General features: G+C 53.7%; 14 protein-coding genes. 7 read left to right on the forward strand and 7 right to left on the reverse strand.

Annotation, left to right across the window (positions count from 1 at the left end):
* Positions 1 to 105: 105 nt before the first annotated feature.
* Complete coding sequence (locus tag AABA21_RS27690) at positions 106 to 1,812, reverse strand: L-lactate permease (RefSeq protein ID WP_338255205.1); 1,707 nt, start codon at positions 1,810 to 1,812, stop codon at positions 106 to 108.
* A 223-nt stretch (positions 1,813 to 2,035) separates the two neighbouring features.
* Here AABA21_RS27690 and AABA21_RS27695 point away from each other — a divergent pair, with 223 nt between their 5' ends.
* Complete coding sequence (locus tag AABA21_RS27695; RefSeq protein ID WP_338255206.1) at positions 2,036 to 3,220, forward strand: DUF711 family protein; 1,185 nt, start codon at positions 2,036 to 2,038, stop codon at positions 3,218 to 3,220.
* 27 nt (positions 3,221 to 3,247) lie between these two features.
* On the opposite strand, the gene AABA21_RS27700 is transcribed toward AABA21_RS27695, so the two are convergent.
* From AABA21_RS27700 to dnaA, 5 genes are all read right to left on the reverse strand, one after another.
* Entirely contained in the window at positions 3,248 to 3,847 is a 600-nt protein-coding gene (locus AABA21_RS27700) for a GAF domain-containing protein (protein WP_338255208.1), read from the reverse strand.
* Positions 3,848 to 4,142: 295 nt separating this feature from the next.
* A complete protein-coding gene (locus tag AABA21_RS27705; RefSeq protein ID WP_338255209.1) occupies positions 4,143 to 4,652 on the reverse strand; it encodes a universal stress protein in 510 nt (169 codons plus the stop codon).
* A gap of 379 nt (positions 4,653 to 5,031) precedes the next feature.
* Entirely contained in the window at positions 5,032 to 5,340 is a 309-nt protein-coding gene (locus tag AABA21_RS27710; RefSeq protein WP_338255211.1) for an ATP-dependent Clp protease adaptor ClpS, read from the reverse strand.
* A 157-nt stretch (positions 5,341 to 5,497) separates the two neighbouring features.
* The gene (locus AABA21_RS27715) at positions 5,498 to 6,079 is read right to left on the reverse strand and encodes a hypothetical protein (protein ID WP_338255212.1); all 582 of its coding nucleotides are present in this window, start codon (positions 6,077 to 6,079) and stop codon (positions 5,498 to 5,500) included.
* 153 nt (positions 6,080 to 6,232) lie between these two features.
* A complete protein-coding gene (gene dnaA / locus AABA21_RS27720; RefSeq protein WP_338255214.1) occupies positions 6,233 to 7,873 on the reverse strand; it encodes a chromosomal replication initiator protein DnaA in 1,641 nt (546 codons plus the stop codon).
* Positions 7,874 to 8,343: 470 nt separating this feature from the next.
* Between dnaA and AABA21_RS27725 the strand changes: the two genes are divergently transcribed.
* The 4 genes from AABA21_RS27725 (at position 8,344) to murA (ending at position 13,930) form a co-directional block, all read left to right on the forward strand.
* Entirely contained in the window at positions 8,344 to 9,081 is a 738-nt protein-coding gene (locus AABA21_RS27725) for a hypothetical protein (RefSeq protein WP_338255215.1), read from the forward strand.
* A 316-nt stretch (positions 9,082 to 9,397) separates the two neighbouring features.
* Entirely contained in the window at positions 9,398 to 10,861 is a 1,464-nt protein-coding gene (locus AABA21_RS27730) for an FHA domain-containing protein (RefSeq protein WP_338255216.1), read from the forward strand.
* A 194-nt stretch (positions 10,862 to 11,055) separates the two neighbouring features.
* Positions 11,056 to 12,579, forward strand: a complete 1,524-nt coding sequence (locus AABA21_RS27735; protein WP_338255219.1) for a phytoene desaturase family protein — start codon at positions 11,056 to 11,058, stop codon at positions 12,577 to 12,579.
* Between the two features lie 16 nt (positions 12,580 to 12,595).
* A complete protein-coding gene (murA, locus tag AABA21_RS27740) occupies positions 12,596 to 13,930 on the forward strand; it encodes a UDP-N-acetylglucosamine 1-carboxyvinyltransferase (protein WP_338255220.1) in 1,335 nt (444 codons plus the stop codon).
* A 58-nt stretch (positions 13,931 to 13,988) separates the two neighbouring features.
* Here the strand turns inward: murA and AABA21_RS27745 are convergent, their stop codons facing one another.
* Positions 13,989 to 16,322 carry a hypothetical protein gene (locus AABA21_RS27745; protein WP_338255221.1) on the reverse strand — a complete coding sequence of 778 codons (2,334 nt, stop codon included), beginning with the start codon at positions 16,320 to 16,322 and terminating at the stop codon, positions 13,989 to 13,991.
* A gap of 538 nt (positions 16,323 to 16,860) precedes the next feature.
* Between AABA21_RS27745 and AABA21_RS27750 the strand changes: the two genes are divergently transcribed.
* Both AABA21_RS27750 and AABA21_RS27755 read left to right on the forward strand, forming a co-directional pair.
* Positions 16,861 to 17,682, forward strand: coding sequence for an SAM hydrolase/SAM-dependent halogenase family protein (locus tag AABA21_RS27750; RefSeq protein ID WP_338255222.1), 822 nt, complete (start codon positions 16,861 to 16,863; stop codon positions 17,680 to 17,682).
* Between the two features lie 594 nt (positions 17,683 to 18,276).
* Entirely contained in the window at positions 18,277 to 20,172 is a 1,896-nt protein-coding gene (locus tag AABA21_RS27755; RefSeq protein WP_338255224.1) for a PrkA family serine protein kinase, read from the forward strand.
* Positions 20,173 to 20,294 lie beyond the last annotated feature (122 nt).

The raw sequence follows: 20,294 nt of genomic DNA on the forward strand, positions 1-20,294 counted from the left end.
GAACATAATTTCGTCAAGATCGTGAGGCATTCTGGGTTTACCGGAACGAGCGGGAAGGGCCGGGTTCGCCCAGCCCTTCCCGCTCGTTCCGGTAAATATCCGGGCTTAATGAGGGATAATGCCCGGGATCAGGTATTGCTGGATCATCACGATGATGCCCAGGATGGTCGCGAGAATGATGCTGTGGAAAAAGGTACGCCGGATGATCAAGCCTTCTTTCCCATTCAGCTCCGTGGTCGATACGCCGGTGCTGACGTTCTGGGGGCTGATCATCTTCGACATGACCGCGCCACTGCTGTTGCTGGCCGCCATCAGCACGGGACTGAGATTTAATTGCCGCGCCGCTACCACCTGGAGATTGCCAAAGAGGGCGTTGCTGGAGGTATCACTTCCACTCAGGAAGCAGGCGATCCAGCCCAGGAAGACCGAGAAGAAGGGGAAGATAAAGCCGACTTTGGAGATGGCCAGGCCCAGCGTATATGACATGCCGGAGTAGTTGTATAGATAGGCCAGTCCGATAATGAGCATGACCGTGAGGATTGGGAAGCGCAACTGGCGCCAGGTATCGACCAGGGATAGCCAGATGATGTTGGCGCTTGATCCGGTGGCGATCATGACGAGCGCGGTCACGATGACGGTCAGTAAAATGGCCGTGCCTGTTCCGAGCGGCTGGAAGGCATAGATCGCGGCATAGGGCTTATTGTAGAGGGTGAGGAAGATCTGCTTATCCAGGCCGGCCCAGTGGATATTCATCGCCCCCAGGGCGGGAACCTTTAAAAAGGTCCAGGCGATTACGATGATGCTTACTAGCAGCCAGGGGAGCCAGGCCAGGATGGCTTCCTGCGTGGTTGGCTTCTGGATTGCGTTCCCCTCTCTGCCGTTTCGGTCCTCCTCCTGCGCTACGTCGGCTGCATTGATACCCGTTTCGACCTCGTTGCCGCCGGTATCGATGCCCCTTACGACGGGCGCGAAGGTAGCGCGATATTGTTCGATGTCGCGTGGTTTCCAGACCTGCACAAAGAGGATGACACAGATCAGTGAGAAGAGAGAGGCCAGCACATCCGGCAGTTCCGGTCCCACAAAGTTCGAGATCGTAAACTGCATCAGGGCGAAGGAGAGCCCGGCCACCAGGGCGGCTGGCCAGATGGTGCGCAGACTGCGGAAGCCGGTGAAGACGACCATGGCGTAGAAGGGTAAGAACAGGGCGAAGAATGGTAGCTGTCGACCCACCATCGCCGCCAGGGGACCGGCGTGTAGACCGGTGACGCTGGACAGGGTGGTGATTGGCACTCCCAGCGCCCCAAAGGCGACCGGCGTCGTGTTAAAGATCAGAGTCAGGGTGACCGCTTCGAGGGCGGGAAAGCCGAGGGCGATCAGCAGGGCGCTGCCGATCGCGACCGGCGTGCCGAAGCCGGCTACACCCTCCATCAGCGCTCCAAAGCTAAAACCGATGATCAGGAGCAAGATGCGCTTATCGGGCGGCACATTGTAGACCATCCAGCGCCGAAACAGTTCGAACTTGCCGGAGCGTACCGCGATATTATACAGCCACATCGCATTCCAGACGATCCACATCACTGGAAACAGCGCGAACGCGAACCCATTGAGGGTAGAACTGGCCGCCTGCTGGATGGGCACCTGCCAGACCAGGATGGCGATGAGCAGTCCAATGATCAAACCGGCCAACGCGGCCTGCCATGCGGGACGGCGCACAATACCTAATAATACGAGTACAACAATAATGGGGATAAAACCAACGATAAGTGAGAGAAAGAGGCTCCCAGCGACCGGGGTGAGTATCTGGTGGAACATCGGTGTCCTCCGTTCAAATATTACTCTTTTTCCGGTATAAATACATTTAACTATTCATCTATTCTGGCATACTAAAAATTGTTCTGTCAAATAATAAGCGTCATACCACGGCTTACACATCCCAAGGTATAACAAGGGTATTAAATAATGCACGCTTGCTAAGGCTGAGAATGCTATAATGCCTTCGTAGTAAAGGTAGCCAGACCTGGAAGTGAGGAAGGATATGTCGTTACCAACGATTCGAACTATGACACTGGGCATCGCGCAGGCCCATCCAATAGAGCATCAGACCCTGGTGGACGCGTGGCGAACCCTGCAGCGCGCGCGCGTACGGTATGAGGACGCAGGCTATGAGCTGCAGACGTTACGGCTCTCAACACGTCCCCTGTTTGATGACCTGGCCGAGTGGCCCGCGCACGCCGTTCTTGAGTATGTGCAGGAGCGGCAGTTATTGCTGAATGAACTGGGGATAGAATATTGCTCTCTGGGGACCGCGTTCGCTGCGCGTCCGGCTTTTCCTTTGGAGCGCCTGCGTCTGCTGGGCGATATCCTGATCGCCACCAATGCATTGAGCGCCACGGTGAGCCTGGCGGACGCCGAGCATGGCATGCGCGCGGAGGCCGCGCTGCCCATCGCGCAATTGATGCTGCGCCTTGCCCATGAGACGCCGGAAGGCTTTGGCAACTTCCGCTTCGCCATGCTGGCCTGCGTCGCTCCGGGCAGTCCCTTTTTCCCGGCCGCCTACCACGCGGGTCCGGCCAGCCTGAGTATAGGTCTGCAGGGCGCGTCTCTGATCACCGAGGCGCTGCAGACGCTGCAGGCGGATGGGCGGAGGGCGCTGGATCTCAACCAGGTCAGCGAGAGCGTCAGCACATTGCTTGAGGAACGGGTGCGCCCTATTGTGACACTGGGACAACACGTGGCGCGGGACGCTGCTCTGCAGTTTGGTGGGGTTGATCTATCGCCCGCTCCTATGGGTGACGTGAGCATCGTGCGGGCTATGGAGCTATGCGGCTATGGTCGGCTAGGCGCGCCGGGTACCCTGGCGGTGGCCGCGGCCCTGACCTCGGCTCTGAAGAGTACCTCTCTGCCCACCTGCGGTTATAATGGTCTGATGTTGCCGGTTTTGGAGGACACAGTCCTGGGGCAACGCTGGGCGGAAGGAACTGTGAATGCCCATCAGCTCTTGCTCTATTCAGCGGTCTGTGGAACGGGATTAGATACTATTCCCCTGGCGGGTGATAGCACACCGGAGCATATCGCGCATCTGTTAATGGATGTCGCGACCCTGGCGGTTCGCTACCAAAAACCACTCTCCGCCCGTCTTTTCCCGGTACCTGGCCGACGAGCTGGAGAGTTTACACAATTTACTTCACCCTATCTAACCAATACACGGATCACGCCATAAGGCGCCACCGTGCATATTATTCACACATCACAGGGAGACATGGGTGCCCCAGAAGGCATTCATGACTCCATGATAAGAGCTACGAATATTCTCATAGAGGCGGGCGTTTTCGATGGCTAAGGCGGCCAGGCTGGCCAGCACCGACAGGAATTGAATGTCGTCTTCCACAAAATCGGTTGGTTTATTTGTATAGACGCGCATAACGCCAATAGCGCTGCCATGTACCTCCAATGGCACACACAGTACCGAAACCAGCCCCTCGTGGCGGGCGGCATCTTTATAATGGAACCGTGGATCGATGCGTACATCGGGGATGTAGATAGGTGAGCCTTTGAGCGCCTCGCTATCAATGGGACTACTACCAACGTTGACCGGCCCCTTGGACAGGTATTCGTTGCTCAACCCATTTACCGCGCTCAACTGCAATTGTCCCGTATCAGGGTCTAGGAGACGTAATGCACAGGCTTTCACCTGCATTGCTTCCGTGATACTGATCACTACGCTCTGTAAAACCTGGTCAAGCTCCAGGCTTGACGAAATAGTGAGTGCCGCCTGATGCAGCGCTTTATAGTAATCTCTTACTGGGAGTTCTACCTGGCTCTGATTGTTTGAGTCGTCTTTCATCATAATTTCTCCCCCAACACACTGTCTGTTAGATGTGTTTTAAATTGCAGCTACACTTAGTAATACGTATACATAGCTATATACGTATCAGTTCCCTATGGAAAAAGCCCGAATTCCCTTCAGTTCAGTTCTCTCTTAAGACTGATTGTACTGCATCTTTTCAAAAGTGTGTTTTTACGAGTGTGGAGGGTGTGCATGGGAGACAGTCACGTCTCCCCTGACAACTATGATGAGGTGGAACTCTCTTCTACTAATGATGACATATGGGTATCTCTACGTCACACGCCTGGATAGACGCCTATTGATGCACTGCGTTTCCTGGTGGTGGATCTTGCACCAGCCAGACGCGGCAGGGCGCGTTCGCCAGCACATACGAGACGGTCTTGTTTAGTTCACTTTGACTCTTCCCATTATGGCGCATCAAACCAATTAACAACAATGCACAATTGTGATCTCTCGCTTCATCGACGATAGCGGGACCCGCATCGCGCGCCTGCACAACTTCAGCAACTGCTTCGCAACCCACGCGATCAGCAATTGTCATAGCTGAATTGAGCATCTGGTCCGCGCGTTCGGATTCCTGGGTAAGGACGGCTTTTAGTGGCAATGCACGTGGCACTTCGATGACATGAACGAGATGGACCTTACGTTTGGCTCCTTTTGCCATCTGGCAACCAAGATAGACAAGATTGGCGTCAAGCTTTTCGCCGCTAATGACGACAGCAATTGCGCCCGCAGCACATTCACCTAGAGCTGATTTGCTGATCTCAGTCTCTTCTTTGGTTTTGGAACCCCATAAGTGAACCATGATTTCTCCCCTCCTGATGGAGCGTGATATAACAGCATCATCTGGCACCTTCAGTGTCAGCTAATCTCAGCGAACGTCTCCCAAAAGTTCTTTTGTACAAATAAAAATAACATGTATGGTATGACATCCGAGCGACTAAGCATTCTATCTTTCTGGGTTGGGAACGTCAATAAAGCAAGCTTGTATAGGTACTTCCGTACTGGTTTATTAAGGGATCACAGAACCGCGTGATAAACCTTGCGTTATACCTGCATGTTTGCTATTGCACATATAATACGATGGACGCTTAAGAATGGTTGCCCGAGTAATAGCCATGGCATTTGCATGCAACGATTGAACCAGAATAAAGAGAAAAGCGACCGGTAGGCCGCTTTTCTCTTTATTCTGGTTCAATCGTTGCTGTTAGATTGTAACTTAATAATCGTTCTTGGTAATATTCAGCCACTTCCCGGGGGCAAACCACAACGATAGCCTGCCCGGTTAGATGTGCTGTCAGCATAATGCGCTCTGCTTCTGGAACGGTCAATGTGTTGACAGCATGCACCAGAGCAAAGATGACATAGTTCATTTCGTTATAGTCATCATTATGGACGATAACTTTATAAGGTGGAAGCAGCTTAGTACGGTCGAGTACGACTTCTTCCGGTCTTACCTGCAAACGTGTTACAGTCCACTGATCCTTGGACATGGATAGTCTCTCCATTAGTAAACAGTATGATGGCTTCTTAAGCATTCCAAATCTATTGTAACCAAGAGTTACGCATTTTACTAGTGTCCTGGCTAACAATCCTATAACAAAAAACATCCTGCTTCTAGAGGCAGGATGTTTTTTTGTTTGAAACGCTTTATTCCTGGCGGCTCACACTCCGGTCGATGCGGCCCTGATTGTTGAGGAGGATGGCTCGCGCCCGTGAATTGCGGCTGATATTCTCTGGATCATCAAAGCGCAGGGCGATTACATTGAGCTTCCCCTCCAGTTGCCGGGGTGAGGGCGGTGGGGGTGTTTTCGTTTCCTGGCCAATGGCTCCCCGTACGCGTCCACGCCGTAGCGAACCAAGGATAACGCCCAGCACCAGGCCAACCGCGGCACCTACCAGCAGGGTGGTCGGTTCTGGCAAATGTGGTAGCGCGAAGGTGGCGGCAAAGGTCAGCCCGGTCACGATCAGACAACATAAAATGGCGAACAGCACGATAATGGCCGGATTGGGTCTTGAACGCTGTGTCTGCAGGAAGATATCGCCCCGCGCCTGGTTAGGGCCGTGCTCGCGGAACTGGCCGCTCCCAACCATACCAGCGGGAAGCTGATGAATCTCCTCATCCTTAAAGCCTGCTTTTTTAAGTTTGTCCGAGGCTGTCCCGGCCTTGTCCTCATCGGGGAAGACCGCCAGCAGATCGTAGCTGGCGGGTTGTTGTTGTTGTCGTTGCATACGAAGTAGCTCCTAATAAGGGTAACGGATACTCGTTTTTGGTTTGTATTATACACCATCTCTATCAATAGACAGAAAGTTCAAAATAAGAGAAATTCGATGCGTGCGCGGTAGCGCACGCATCGAATTTCTCTTATTTTGAACTTTCTGTAATTAAAAAGAGCGATTTTGCAGAGAATCAAGAACCGAGGCAATCTCCTGCCTCACCTGATCATTATTACCCATCTCAGCATGAACTTTCTCCCAGCCATGCATGATGGTCGTGTGGTCGCGACCGCCGAGGGCCGTACCTATCTGCAGGAGTGACGCGCTGGTCTCTTCGCGCATCAGGTACATCGCCACCTGGCGCGGCCAGACGATATCTCGATCGCGCTGCTTGCCACGCAGCAACTCTTGATTGACGTTGTAATAGCGGCAGATGCCATCCAGGACGTCGTTCACCGTGAGATTTGAGGGGGCCGGTGGTTTCTTGTCATAAATATGCTCCAGCGCCTGCGCCGCCAGGCTGATGGTCAGCGGAGCATCGTGCAGGGTCGCATAGGCGATGACGCGATTGAGCGCGCCTTCCAGTTCACGCACGCTGCTACAGGTTGGGCGCGCGATATATTCGATGACGCTGGCCGGTACGGTGAAGCGCAGCGAGTCACATTTTGAACGCAAAATGGCCAGGCGATGCTCGTATTCAGGTGGCTGGACATCGGCCAGCAAGCCCCATTCGAAGCGTGAGCGCAGACGATCTTGCAGGCTACTGATCGCCTTGGGTGGGCGATCGCTGGTGACCACGATCTGCTTATTCGCGTTATGTAGCGAGTTAAAGGTATGGAAGAACTCTTCTTCAGTCGATTCTTTGCCAGCGATAAATTGGATATCATCAACCAGCAGGATATCGATCTGACGATACTTGGAGCGGAACTCCTCCGTTTTTTGAAAGCGAATGGCGTTAATAATCTCGTTGGTAAACTTTTCCGAGGTGGTGTAGAGAACGTGCAAACCAGCGCTCTCGCCTGCGTGCCCGATCGCGTGTAGTAGATGGGTCTTGCCCAGGCCGACTCCCCCATATAAAAAGAGGGGATTATAGATACGTCCAGGATTCTCAGCTACGGCCAGCGAGGTGGCGTGTGCCAGCTTATTGGATTTGCCCACGATAAAGGCGCTAAATGTATAGCGTGGATTCATCAGCAGGCCCTCGGCACTGGGATGGACCGGGCTATATTCCTGGCTGCTCGGCGACTCCTTACGAGTGGGTTCCGTGGCCCCATTTTTCTCGGGATAGGGAGCGGCATAAGGTGAAGTGGTCGACGGCGTTTGCTCTTGCTTATAATTTACCGGTGGCCGAGGCGGAATACCATAGTCCTCTTTCTTCTGACGGTAGGCATTGTCTTGTGGAGCAGATGGGGCCATTGAATTGAGCGCGGGCGTTGTCTCCGGTGGGGTCGCTCGCTTCCCACGCAATGGTGCGGACAGGCGTCCTTTGGCAAGGCGGTAGGTGCGTTTGGCCGGGCGACTGGTAGGCGATTGGTCGCCCCCATTATCAGATGCGGCCGGCTGCTCTTTGGTCACTTCAAAGCGCACCTCGACCGGACCGCCGGTAATGTCTATCAGCGTAGAACGAATGAGTTCCTGAAAGCGTGTCTCTAGCTGCGCTTTCGCAAAGGTGGTGGGAACACGGATAATAAAGACGCCATCTTGAAATGAGAGCGCCGAAGTTCCCTGGAACCAGGTGGTGAAAACAGCAGAGTTCACCCTGGGTCGTAATCGTTCGATAGCTGTTTGCCAGATTTGTTTTGCATTCACACGCAGCACCCCTTTGGGGATTGGTTTATTGTAGCTAGTGTCTTAATTTGCTCTTTAATACGCTCTGCGCACGTTATCAGTTGTAGGCATAGGTGTTTTTAGACAAAAATAAATCTCTGATAGTAATCTCGTGACGGCAGAGTGTAATGGTAGCATTAAATCAAAACGCTGTAAAGCCCTCCTTTCGTACCTCTAGACCATTATACCTGTTGCCAGAACGAGCATGCTGTATGTATTCCCTGTTATGCTATAACGAGGGGGATATTCTTATTAAATTGAGGCATTTGGTACCAGAATGCGAGCTATCTCATAGCCCTCATTCGTTGTGTAAAGTATACTAAACCGGTAACAGTTCTCTTTCTCATTAGAATAGTGCCATAAAAATAATGTGTGGCCTGAAGGGGATTGGGTCGGGATGAATTGATTTGATGGTTGAGAATGCAATATATGCTATGTTTAAGGAGCTTCTGATGTCTCTCTTGTATCAAGGAGGTCGGCGTTCGCGGCGTGATGTGGCCGGGCTACATGTGCGCAAGCGATCATTGGTCTATCTGGCCTGTTTGCTTTTCTGTCTCTCTCTATTTATCAGCGCCTGTACGGGTGATAGCAATAGCACTTCCAGGCCTGCGGGCGGCGCGAGTGCGACAGCCACCCCCGCGCCTGCCGCATTGAATTCTTTTAACTGGTGTGGTAAGCCAAGCGAAATTTTCCGCGACCAGGCTTCGTCCCATGCCCAGGCAGTGGCTTCTAAGGCAACCAACCTGGGACCGTCCGACGATAAACCAAAGATGATCACCGATTGGAATACGGTCAAGCAGAATCTGGGTTTCACCATTTATTTGCCCAAAACGTTACCGGCCGGTACCTGCTTACTGAACGTATCCGGTTCGTTGCGCGATCCGATCTTTGGCAGCAACTTTACGATTACGTATGTGTTGCCCGATCAGAATGCGTTGAGCTTTTCACAGGCGCCTGTGCGCGTCAAAAACGTCACATTTCAATGCAACGTCTCCCAATCGTCTAGTTCGACGAGCAATGCGAAGGCTGCCAGCACTCCAGCCACTTCAGGGAGCCAGGTGCCGATCCAGCTCTGTAATGGTGTTCGCGATCAGACAAATATCGTTTTCTCGGCCCGTGGGAGTACCACTACGTTGCAGCAATTGTTCCAGAACTTGCAACCTGATGTCGACTGGACCCCGGCGAAATAGTGGCCGGTTTCTTTTTAAATTGAGCCGTGAAATTTATCCATTCCGTTCGTCCTATTAGTGGAACGATTGTAGTGTGTATACTTTTGTTCCTTTACATTGAATCCTTACTCACCAGAGCGGGTCCTGAAAAGAATGAGGGGGCATGGTCGTAATGGGATCTGCCCTTCTTTGGACAGGGGAGAGGGAGTATGGGACACTGTTCGTTAAAAAGAATTATACTCGACGCTCAACTTACACTTCTGATATAATGGACAGAAGTTTTACGTGTACGCGATATATATTCATGCGTGCATACCAATTGGGAGGAACTTTTATCATGGATAAGTGTCCCTACTGTGGGGCTGAGACTCGGCAAGGTGACAACTTCTGCTTGAATTGTGGTAATCGCCTGCTTCCTGCCACTCCCTCACCTTCAGGTCAGCAGGCTCAGACAGGAATCGGCGAAGCTACCGTTGCGGCCCCCGATGAGTGGAATGGCGCTCCTCAGAGTCCTGCTTCGGGCAGTGGTCAGTCCTGGGGTGATGTTGATCTGGCCGCGCCAACCGCCTTTGGCGCACCCACCGATGCTTCAACTGTACGTGAGCCAGCGGGAACAACGCAGGCCACAATGGATAGAATCTCTGAGCCCGCTATGTTTATTCTGCGCTCTGATAACGGTGATGTGATCCAGGAGTATCCGCTGGATAAGGCTGAAATCGTGATTGGTCGCGCTCCAACCAGTGATATTTTGTTGTCAAAGGATAAGTTGACCTCGCGCCGTCATGCGACGGTTCGCTATGAAAATAATCAGTATCTGTTGCACGATGAGCATAGCGCCAATGGCACCTTTGTGAATGGGCAACAGCTCGAAGAAGCTACTCCTTATGCTTTGCAGGATGGCGACCAGGTGGGCATCGGTGAGCACGAACTGCTCTTCCGGGCGCATGGAACACAGGAAAATGAGGTAGAGGACCAGCCGACTATTGCTGAGCCGCAGGGGATGTCCGCCAATCAAGATTTCACCTATCGCACGCGCGATGATGAGCATGGCACCATTTCCGAGAACGATGACTACGGTACGGCCGCGATGGATAGCGCCGAGCCCGCCGCTATGTATAATGCTAATGCTAATGCGCCAGCCGCTGAGCCTGCTCCAGTCGAGCCGCCCGCGACACCGACCCCCGAGGAGGAAGCGCCGATCTCGCACTATGAGCCTGTGCCTGCTCCCGCTCCTGTTCAAGAGGAGCCTGCCGCGCCGGAGATGGCTGAGCAAGAGGCTGAGGAGCCTGCTCCTGCAGCACCTGCCAGCATCGACAAGACCCCATATGCGGTTCCTTCTTCGCCAGTTCCCACAACTGATAATGTCACGTTCAGCCGTTTTTCCGCGCTGTCCTCCCCATCTATGCCCGATATGAGCGCCCTGATGGCGGCCCTCTCTTCCCTGGATGGGCAGATCATGTCGTTGCAGGAGCAGTTCAATTCGACGCAGGACGCGATGCGCAACCACGATACTGAGGTGAGCCAGACCGCCAGTCAGCTGCGCTCGGGTATCCGCCGTGTTTCCGATCGCATGGATGGTATGATCGCCGACGTTGCCAGGAGCCGTGAGGCGCTGGCCTGGGCCGAGCTTCTCCAGTTAATGGAAGATGTGATGAACAATCCCCGCGACATCGAGTATGTGACCAAACTGGCTCGCAAGGCGCGCGAACTCAATAAGGTGTTCCAGATTCATCAGAATGTGCTGAACACGATGGCTGAGTGCAATAGCCTGTTACGTAGTCTGATTGGTGAAGAGAAGTAAGCGCGTACCGGTGGCCTTCTTATATTCTACAGGGCGGACATATGGCTCCGCCCTTTCATTTCTTCTGGTTGTCCCGCTGCTTTACACCCGGTAATGATCTACAGCGATCTCTCTATTTTTGTATAGAACCTGGTAGCTCCCGTGGATGGTCAGGTGTCAGTGTGCAGCAATTTTGCTAGCTTGCCGGAAATCTCATGTATAAACAAGCACCGTCACGTGTCGAGCCTCTGCCTGGAGCGGTGGCTGGCACGCATACAGTAAAGCATTTCGATGCGATAATTATTGGCGCGGGCCTGGGAGGCCTGCTCAGTGCTGCCCATCTTTTGCAGCGCGGCAAACACGTTGTGGTGGTGGAGCGCTTGCCCCATAGCGGTGGCCGTTTTACCGCCAAGAACTTTCATGGTGTCCAGGTTAGTACTGGCGCGGTCCATATGGTTCCCTTTGGGAGTAGTGGGGTGCTATCGCACATGTTGCGTCGCCTGAATGTGCCCCATCGTCTCTATGACGCCGATGTCTTTGGCTCGTTTCACGTGCATGGTCGGCAGTATCGTTCGCGTGGATTGCTGGGTGTCGCCCGCTTTCTGGGTCCACGCCAGTTTGCCTGGTTTCTGCGCCTGGGCTATCTGATGTTCTTCCGGCCGTTGAGCGCGCAGGAGCGCCAGCTTCCCTTTGATCTCTGGCTTGAGCGTCATATCAATGTTGAGCACAATCCCCAGCTGGTGGCCTTTTTCGCCAGCATCTCCCGCTTCGCCTTGAGTCTTGAACTCAGTCAGGTCAGTACCGCCGAGGTGGTGCGTACCACGAAAAATATGTTTCGCTTCGGGGCGCCCGCGATTGTTGAGGGGGGCTGTGGCGCGATCACTCATCAGTTGGAAAAGATCATCGGTACCTATAATGGAGAGATTATGCTCTCCTCCGAGGTTCTGGGCATCGAGCAGGAAGAGGGACACGCCACGGGCGTTCTGGTCAAAAATAAGACCACAGGTGAAGAGCTGTTGCTGCGGGCGCCGCTGGTCGTCAGCGACATCGGACCACGCGCGACCAATGCTTTGTTGCAGCAGCGGCGTATCAAGCAGTCGGATGTGCTCAAGCAGAAGTACGCCGAAGATCATAGCGCGCTCGCGCGCTCGGCCGATGACGTTCAGGAGGCGGTCGGTCTGAAAGTGCATATTCTCAGCGATGTCTCGTTGATTCCCCATAAAGGCATCATGTACTGCCTGGATACCAAACGCATCGCGGGCATGGTGCAGCCGACCAACAGCGATCCTTCGCTCGCCCCGGCGGGCAAGCATCTGCTGATCAGCCACCAGGTTATTCAGAGTAACAATGTTGAGGAGGAACGGGCTCTGGCGCTGGCCGATCTGCGTTCCATGTTTGGTGAGACCTTTGATCAGCACTGCCAGATCTTGACGATGGGGACCTATCGAGGCGAATGGCCGGTCAACCGCGTAGTACAGGGAGAGGATGTGCAGTCGCGCTTGCAGGTAGGGGGACTCTACCTGGTGGGCGATGCTGTGAAGCCATCGGGCTATTTGATGGTTGAGGGTGTGGCGCAGAGCGTTAATAACTTTCTCGATCTCCTGGATGACCTGGATCGGGAGCAGGTCCTTGCGCGCAAGGCGGATCACCGTTTCAGGCGCAATGTGATGTCGCCCCCTTCCCGTCTCAATGCGCTGCGCTGGCTATGGAAGGCGCCCGGAAATGCTGGAAAACCGTAGGAAGGTCTAGAATGTAATGTTTGATTATGAAGAGCAGCAGGCTCCCCATTATCTCGTCACCGGTGGCACGCCGCTGCGGGGCGAGGTAACGCTGAGCGGCGCCAAAAACGCGGTCACCAAGATGGTGATCGCCTCTCTCTTAACGTCCGATACCTGTGTATTGCGCAATATCCCGCTGCTGGGCGATCTAGAATTGACCGTCAAGCTGTGCCATGAACTGGGCTCCGAGGTCCAACTGGACCGGGAGCACCATTCACTCTCCATTTGTACCAGTGCTGTGCGCGACCACCATGTTTCAAGTACTGTTGGTGGTCTCAATCGTATTTGTGTAATGATGATCGGACCGCTACTGCACCGCTGTGGCGAGGCCGTTATCCCTATGCCGGGCGGCGATCGCATCGGTCCACGGCCCATTAATTTTCATATCCAGGGGCTGCGGCAGATGGGCGCTGAGATCATTGAGAAGGATGGATATTATCATTGCCTCGCACCCCGGCGCCTGCATGGCGCTACTATTTCACTGCCATTCCCCAGCGTGATGGCGACCGAGAACCTGTTAATTACCGCCTCCTTAGCCAAAGGCGTGACCATTATCGAGAACGCGGCCACCGAGCCGGAGATCGTTGACCTGGTCAAGCTGCTGCAAAAGATGGGCGCCATCATCGAATTTAAGGTAGATCGGCGTATTGTGATCGAGGGGGTGAATGCCTTGCATGGGGCCAGCCATACCCTGGTCAGCGATCGCAATGAGGCCGTCTCGCTGGCCGTCGCGGCCTATCTAACACGAGGCGATGTCTATCTACGTCACGCCCAGCAGGACACCTTGCTCTCTTTTCTGAATACCCTGTTGAAGATGGGCCTGCGCTTCGAGGTCGACGATGAGGGCATTCGCTTTATTGGTGATAGCAAGAACCCGCCCGCGATCTCGCTGGAGACCGATGTCCATCCTGGCTTTATGACCGATTGGCAGCAGCCGTTTACGGTGCTATTGACGCAGTCGCAGGGGATGTCCGTTATCCACGAGACGATCTATGAAGATCGCTTTGGCTATACCAGCGCCCTGGAGCGCATGGGGGCCCATATCGGTCTCTATCCGAAATGCCTGGGCGAGGTTCCATGCCGCTTCCGTGAAAAGCAACATATGCATAGCTGCGTGGTGCGTGGACCGACGCCGCTGGTCGCTACGCGTCTGGATATCCCTGATATTCGGGCAGGCTGCTCGTATATCCTCGCGGCCCTCTGCGCCGAAGGGACCTCAATCGTCTATGGCATTGAACATATCGAACGGGGTTATGAGCATCTGGATATGAAATTGCGCACTCTAGGTGCTCAGATCGAAAAAGTGGTGTAAGTCTGAATAACAAGAAAAGCGCGTTAAAAACGCGCTTTTCTTGTTATTCAGACGTTCTTTAGCTTTGAATGCTGGTGCGCACCTCGCGCAGCTGTTCGGGTGTCAAAATTCTGAACAGGATCAGCAGATTTTCCAGATCGTATTCCAATCCCATTGAATGGAGCTCCTGACGGATGCGGCCCAGAGCACTGATCTGAGTGGTTGTAATCAATCCATAGCTGACCAGGCTGGCGGCCAATAATTGATCGGGCGTAAGTAATTTAAACATAAGCAATATTTCACCAAGTTGATAATTTAAATCCACACCACGTAACATCCTCTGTATATTTTGAGCAACCTCCAGGCGGTCCTGTGGTACAAGGTGCCCATCGAGTAGTACCTTGTTGAGCGAGCGCGTGACCCGACCATTGAGCACCTGAGGCTGTACATTGTTGTTCGTCTGTTGTTCTGTCAGTGCTGGCATGGGAGGAAGGCTCTGGACGATATCCAGTAGGACCGCGTTGTTGGTGGTCATGCTTTCTGCCAGGTCGTCAGGCACATTGATGGTATGGCTATTTTTCTTTTCTTCCCGCGCGGGCTGGATGGGTGCTGCCATTTCCTCGCGTGTGGCCGTTGCTGGCTGGCTGCTAGCCAGCGGTTCCTCGGGCACTGGTGCCGATCGCCTCTCTGGCTCCGGCTCTGTGGGAGCTACTGAAGGCTGATGGCTGGTCTCGTATCCTCTGGTTGTTACCGGCTCCGCGACAGGAGGAGCCGGCCGGGTATTCTGACTGACTCTCGGCTCATACCTGGTGGCGGCCGGGCTGAGCGGCTCTTTTTCCACTTCTGGCGTGAAGAGCGGCACCGCGATCTTGCTGATCGGTGCAGTGGCCGGCGGCACGGGCGTGGAAATAGATGCCAGTTGCGGGGACGTGGCCTGTTTGTTTACATGGACCGCGAGCTGATGGGCGGTTTGCGGACCATAGTTGGTGCGTGAGAGCACGTCTGGTCTGCGGGCGGCCTCGCCAATGGCGGGTCCCGTGACGGTACGTTCGATAGGCATATCCTGAATGGGGGAGGCGCGCAACGGCTGGGTGCCTATTTTTTCTTCCGATGGGGCGAGACGCGCCGCCGGTGCTACTGGCGTTGGGTATGTCTTCTCCGTCTGGACGGGCTGTTCCTGGCGCTGCTCACGCTCGCGTATGGTGTCAGGCGTCGAATAGGGAGAGGCGGTTGGCACTGCCGCGTGTGGCGTGGTGGGATTGCCGACCTCTGGCTGCTGCGTATATCTGTTGATCTGGCCGGGGTGCGCATCCCTGCTCTCGATAGGTATGGTGTACCTGGTTGGATTGACTGGCGCCCACTGCGTGGCTCCTTGTGGCTGAGTCGGAATCGTTGGCACATAGGTTGTTGAGACCGTGTGCGTGATTGGCGCGGGTGCGGACTCCTCGCGATTGGTGGAGCGGAACCCCTGGACCATGCGTGAGAGCTGGGCGAGCCCCGATTCATTTGAGCCCTCGTAGTTTGACTGACCACTGGCCAGGCGCTGGAGGACCGGGGCATCGTTATTGGCAACCGGCGCGGCGGGCGCACTGGCTACGGGCGAAGGATTGATCGGTTCCCTGCTGTCTCTGGTTTCCTGCGGTGCCTGTTGCCCCGCGGAATCCTGTGAATTCCAGGTACGCTGATTGGGATAGAGGACCGCGCGAATTTTTTCGCTGTAAGAAGGCTGATTCGAGCCAGGGAGGCCCGTAGCTGGCGAGGGCATATGATTCTGATTGAGGGTCCCATTTTTTAGCGCCGGCTGCGCAGAGGTGATGGAATGGTTCATTGGCGTTTGCGGCAAGGACGTTGCATTGGCTGTTCGGGCAGGGGTCGGGATGGAGCCTGTATCTGATGGTAATGATGTGGCGAAGGCATTGCCTGCTTGATTTAGACTCTGACTGGTGGCTGATGTGGCAAGAGATGAGAAACGCGGCATCCGGGGCTGCGTATGATTCATGTCCATCTGAATGGTCGCGCTCGGCACACGGCTGCGTACCGCGTCAACCAGGTCCATCAGGCCCTGCATGCCATCTACCTCCATGTCCGCGTTGCTGTGGGGAGCATGATCTTCCATGTCACGGGGACCATAACCGGCCAGGTTGGTACAGACAAAGGTAAGCACCTGCACCTTGCGGTCACGGCGCTGAGTCTCCAGGGCGACCCAGAACTCTCTGCGGGCGGCTGCGGCCTGGGCAAGATTCACCATTACCAGTCGAATAGGATAGCGAGCAATGGCATCAAAAACCTCAACGGCGGTACGGGCCGTATGATTGGTATACCCCGCTAACTGCAATTCACTGCCAAGTAGTGTGGCAAACTGTTGATCTCGTTCAAAAAGAAGGGTGTGTGGTCCACCCGTACTAATATTCATACCTGTATCACTCCAGTTGCTAATCGCATGGAAACTGAGTTCACAGGGGTAAGTTTCAATATGTGCTCGCTTGACTCTACAACACTGTCCATCAAAGCCTCCTGTGCCTATACCCCTACCTTACAGGCACGGAAGGAAGCACACACTATGCAGAGGAAGAATATGGTGTGACAGGCTGTGGGAGCCCTGTTGCGCTCTGTCGTGTGCCGCGCCGCGACTGTATTCCGGGTTAGTATAGCATATATTTCCTAGAATTTCATGAAGATAAGACAAAAGTAAGACGATTCATGGACCATCGGAAAAAAAGACCACTATCCTGCATGCAAATGTAAACTTTTGCTTTATGCGATTATCCCTATCAGGGATAACTATTCAGGTGATGACTACGGCATCAATCAAGTTCTTTCTTGTGTGGTGCAGAAAATGGTCGGCCAGGCCGACCATTTTCTGCACCACACAAGAACAATTTTGCAGGGTGTATATTAATCTGGGATGTACTGCGAAAGTTTTTTAGATTTCCAGGAAGGACTATAGTGCTATGCAACAGGGGACTTCTCCGGTGATTGCGTTGCTAACGGATTTTGGGATACGCGATAACTTTGTCGGGGTGATGAAGGGGGTGATGGCGCGCATCGCGCCGGGGGCGACGTTTATCGATCTGACCCATGAGATTCCGCCACAGGATGTGTCGGCTGGGGCGTGGGTTCTGGGAGCGGCCTACCGCTATTTTCCCGCCGGCAGTGTGTTTGTGTGCGTGGTCGATCCGGGCGTGGGGAGCACGCGGGACGCGGTGGCGATCCACGCCGGTGATTGGTACTTTGTGGGACCCGATAACGGTCTGTTCCATTTTGTGCTGGCCGAGCAGCCCGTCCACGCCGCGGTCAAGCTGATCAATCCCGCGTTTCATCTTCCCACCGTCAGTGCGACCTTTCAGGGACGAGACCTCTTTTCTCCGGTCGGCGCGCATATCGCCGCCGGTCGTCAGCTGTCAGAGCTGGGCGAGCCGGTGCCAGCTGACTTATTGCGCCGCCTGGATCTACCCCAGCCGGTCCAGAAGTCTGATCGCATCGAGGCTGAAGTCGCCTATGTTGATCACTTCGGGAACCTGGTGACCTCCATCGCCCTTGCCATGCTTCCGGACTTCTTCGATTGGCCGCTGGTGCGCCTCCTGCTACCCGCAAAGCAGCGTATCATCAGCGAGCGCCGGCGCTTCTTCTCGGATCAGGGAGATGATACACAGCCATTTCTGTACGTCGATAGCTCGGGCTATATAGCTATTGCCATGCGTAACGCTTCAGCGGCCACGTTACTCAATATCGGTCGGGGTGAAGCCGTTACCTTAACCTGGCGCAATGCGTGATAGAAAGGAAACTTTTTAACAGTTCTTTAAACTGCAAGCTTGACCCCTTCTCAAGGGACAAGAAAATATGCTATAATGAGCTTATACCCTATTCGATAATGGGACCAGTGGCGGCAGTAGCATGGGCGGATGGGTATAGCACTTTCAATCGTTGGCAGCATTCATCTCTTGCCTGATACCTGAAGTGAGAAAGGGCCGATTGAAACAGTGTAGGAGCATCGACATGATGCAACTCTCAACGTTGTCCCAACACATTCGATCTAAGGGTTGGACAAAGAGTATCACAGATTTACATTTAAATATTATCCTCATAAAAGTAGAAAGGGCTGGTTTTCTCGTTAGGAACAACGAGCAAGAATCCGGCCCTTTTGGTCTTTTTACTCCGATATGGAGCGTGGGATGCTGGATAAAACACGTATGCAGACGATACTCTCATTGTTACCCTTTCTCCTCTTGAATTTTCCCGGTCACGTAGTGCGTTTTCTGGTTCGTACAACGTAGCAGCAGTCAAAAAGCGTAGTGTAGAAGTGCCCAGGAAGGGAAGCTATGACCCATACTTCATACACTACTAGTTATACACAGAGAGGATGAACTATGGATCTGGTGAAGCGGTTAGAAGAATACCGGGACCGTGAGCGTGAGCTCATGTGGGAAGGGACCTTCGCGGAATACTTCGAGATAGCCTGTAAGCAGCCAGCGGTAGCTCGACTTTCTCATGAACGCATTTATCACATGATTATCGATGCGGGCGTGGATACGACCCGCACGGGAGAGACGCGCTACAAATTCTTTAGTGACGAGATCTTTGGCATTGAGAAGCCGCTTCAGCAAATTGTGGATTACTTCCATTCCGCTGCTCAGCGTCTGGAGGTTCGTAAACGTATCCTTTTGCTGATGGGTCCTGTCGGCGGCGGTAAGTCGACGATTGTTCAATTGATGAAGCGTGGGCTGGAAGCATACAGTCGCACACCAGAAGGTGCGATCTATGCGATTAAAGATTGCCCGATGCACGAAGAGCCCCTGCATTTGATTCCATATGAGCTACGTGGCGATGTGGAAAAAGAGTTTGGTATCTATATCGAGGGCGATTTGTGTCCCCATTGCCGCTATATGGTAGATAACCAGTATCGTGGTCGCATCGAAGAAGTGCCTTTGAAGCGCATTACCTTTAGCGAGAAATATCGTATCGGTGTGGGTACGTTTACCCCGTCCGATCCTAAGAGCCAGGATATCAGTGAACTGGTGGGTGGTATCGACCTGTCCACGATCGGTGAAGTGGGCGTTGAAAGTGATCCACGTGCATACCGTTTTGACGGTGAGCTCAATATCGCTAATCGCGGCGTGATGGAGTTCGTCGAGATGCTCAAAACGGACGAGAAGTTCCTTTATGTTCTGTTGACCCTGAGCCAGGAGCAGAATATTAAGACCGGCCGCTTCAGCATGATCTATGCCGATGAGGTGGTGGTGAGCCACACCAATGAGCATGAGTATCAGGCGTTCGTCGGCAACAAGAAGTCGGAAGCGTTGCAGGACCGCATCATTCTGGTGAAGGTTCCCTATAACCTGCGCGTCTCCGATGAGGTCAAGATCTACGAAAAGCTGCTCAAGCAGAGCGCGCTGCAAAACGTGCATATCGCTCCTTATACCTTGCGGATCGCCAGTATCTTTGCTCTTCTGACCCGTCTGGAGCCATCGAAGAAAGCTGGAATGAGTTTGATGAAGAAGCTCAAACTCTATGATGGTGAGGACATGGAGGACTTCAAGCAGAAGGATGTGCGCGAACTGCAGGATGAGGCGGTGCGCGAAGGCATGGATGGTATCTCCCCGCGCTACGTCATCAACCGCCTGTCCAATGCTTTGATCAAAAATAATGTCACCTATATCAGTCCCATTGATGCGTTGCGCGCGCTGCGCGATGGCCTGGATCAGCATACCAGCATTACCCGCGAAGAGCGCGAGCGCTACCTCAACTTTATCAGCGAGGCTCGCAAAGAGTACGATGAGATCGCCAAAAAAGAGGTCCAGCGTGCCTTTGTCTACTCTTATGAAGAGTCGGCCCGTACCATGCTCAATAATTACCTCGATAACGTGGAATCGTATTGCAATAAAACCAAGTTACGCGATCCTATTACCGACGAAGAGATGGAGCCCGATGAGCATCTGATGCGCTCAATTGAGGAGCAGATCGGGGTATCGGAGAACGCCAAGCGCTCGTTCCGCGAAGAGATCCTGATCCGCATTTCTTCACTGGCCCGCAAAGGTATGACCTTTGACTATACCAGCCATGAGCGCCTGAAAGAGGCCATCGAAAAGAAGTTGTTTGCCGACCTGCGCGACGTCGTCAAGATTACGACCTCAACCCGCACTCCAGACAAAGAACAGTTGCGGAAAATCAATGAAGTTATTGAGCGCCTGGTGGCCGAGCAGGGCTACACCTACGAGAGCGCTAACGAGCTTCTCCGCTACACTGGCAGCCTCTTAAATCGGTAATCGCGTCTCGTTCAGATGCCGGATGATCAGCGTGGAATGCGCCGGGAACCGTTGGCGGTTCAGCGACGAGCTTCCAACGGTTGAAGCGCCTTCCGCCCGAGTTGTCTCATAGTAGCAAGGAG

This window comes from Dictyobacter halimunensis (genome assembly GCF_036245075.1).

Excerpts from the sequence above, each read along its gene's own strand:
- AABA21_RS27690 (WP_338255205.1), bottom strand. The coding sequence starts at position 1,812 with ATGTTCCACCAGATACTCACCCCGGTCGCTGGGAGCCTCTTTCTCTCA.
- AABA21_RS27695 (WP_338255206.1), top strand. The coding sequence starts at position 2,036 with ATGTCGTTACCAACGATTCGAACTATGACACTGGGCATCGCGCAGGCC.
- AABA21_RS27700 (WP_338255208.1), bottom strand. The coding sequence starts at position 3,847 with ATGATGAAAGACGACTCAAACAATCAGAGCCAGGTAGAACTCCCAGTA.
- AABA21_RS27705 (WP_338255209.1), bottom strand. The coding sequence starts at position 4,652 with ATGGTTCACTTATGGGGTTCCAAAACCAAAGAAGAGACTGAGATCAGC.
- AABA21_RS27710 (WP_338255211.1), bottom strand. The coding sequence starts at position 5,340 with ATGTCCAAGGATCAGTGGACTGTAACACGTTTGCAGGTAAGACCGGAA.
- AABA21_RS27715 (WP_338255212.1), bottom strand. The coding sequence starts at position 6,079 with ATGCAACGACAACAACAACAACCCGCCAGCTACGATCTGCTGGCGGTC.
- AABA21_RS27725 (WP_338255215.1), top strand. The coding sequence starts at position 8,344 with ATGTCTCTCTTGTATCAAGGAGGTCGGCGTTCGCGGCGTGATGTGGCC.
- AABA21_RS27730 (WP_338255216.1), top strand. The coding sequence starts at position 9,398 with ATGGATAAGTGTCCCTACTGTGGGGCTGAGACTCGGCAAGGTGACAAC.
- AABA21_RS27735 (WP_338255219.1), top strand. The coding sequence starts at position 11,056 with ATGTATAAACAAGCACCGTCACGTGTCGAGCCTCTGCCTGGAGCGGTG.
- murA (WP_338255220.1), top strand. The coding sequence starts at position 12,596 with ATGTTTGATTATGAAGAGCAGCAGGCTCCCCATTATCTCGTCACCGGT.
- AABA21_RS27745 (WP_338255221.1), bottom strand. The coding sequence starts at position 16,322 with ATGAATATTAGTACGGGTGGACCACACACCCTTCTTTTTGAACGAGAT.
- AABA21_RS27750 (WP_338255222.1), top strand. The coding sequence starts at position 16,861 with ATGCAACAGGGGACTTCTCCGGTGATTGCGTTGCTAACGGATTTTGGG.
- AABA21_RS27755 (WP_338255224.1), top strand. The coding sequence starts at position 18,277 with ATGGATCTGGTGAAGCGGTTAGAAGAATACCGGGACCGTGAGCGTGAG.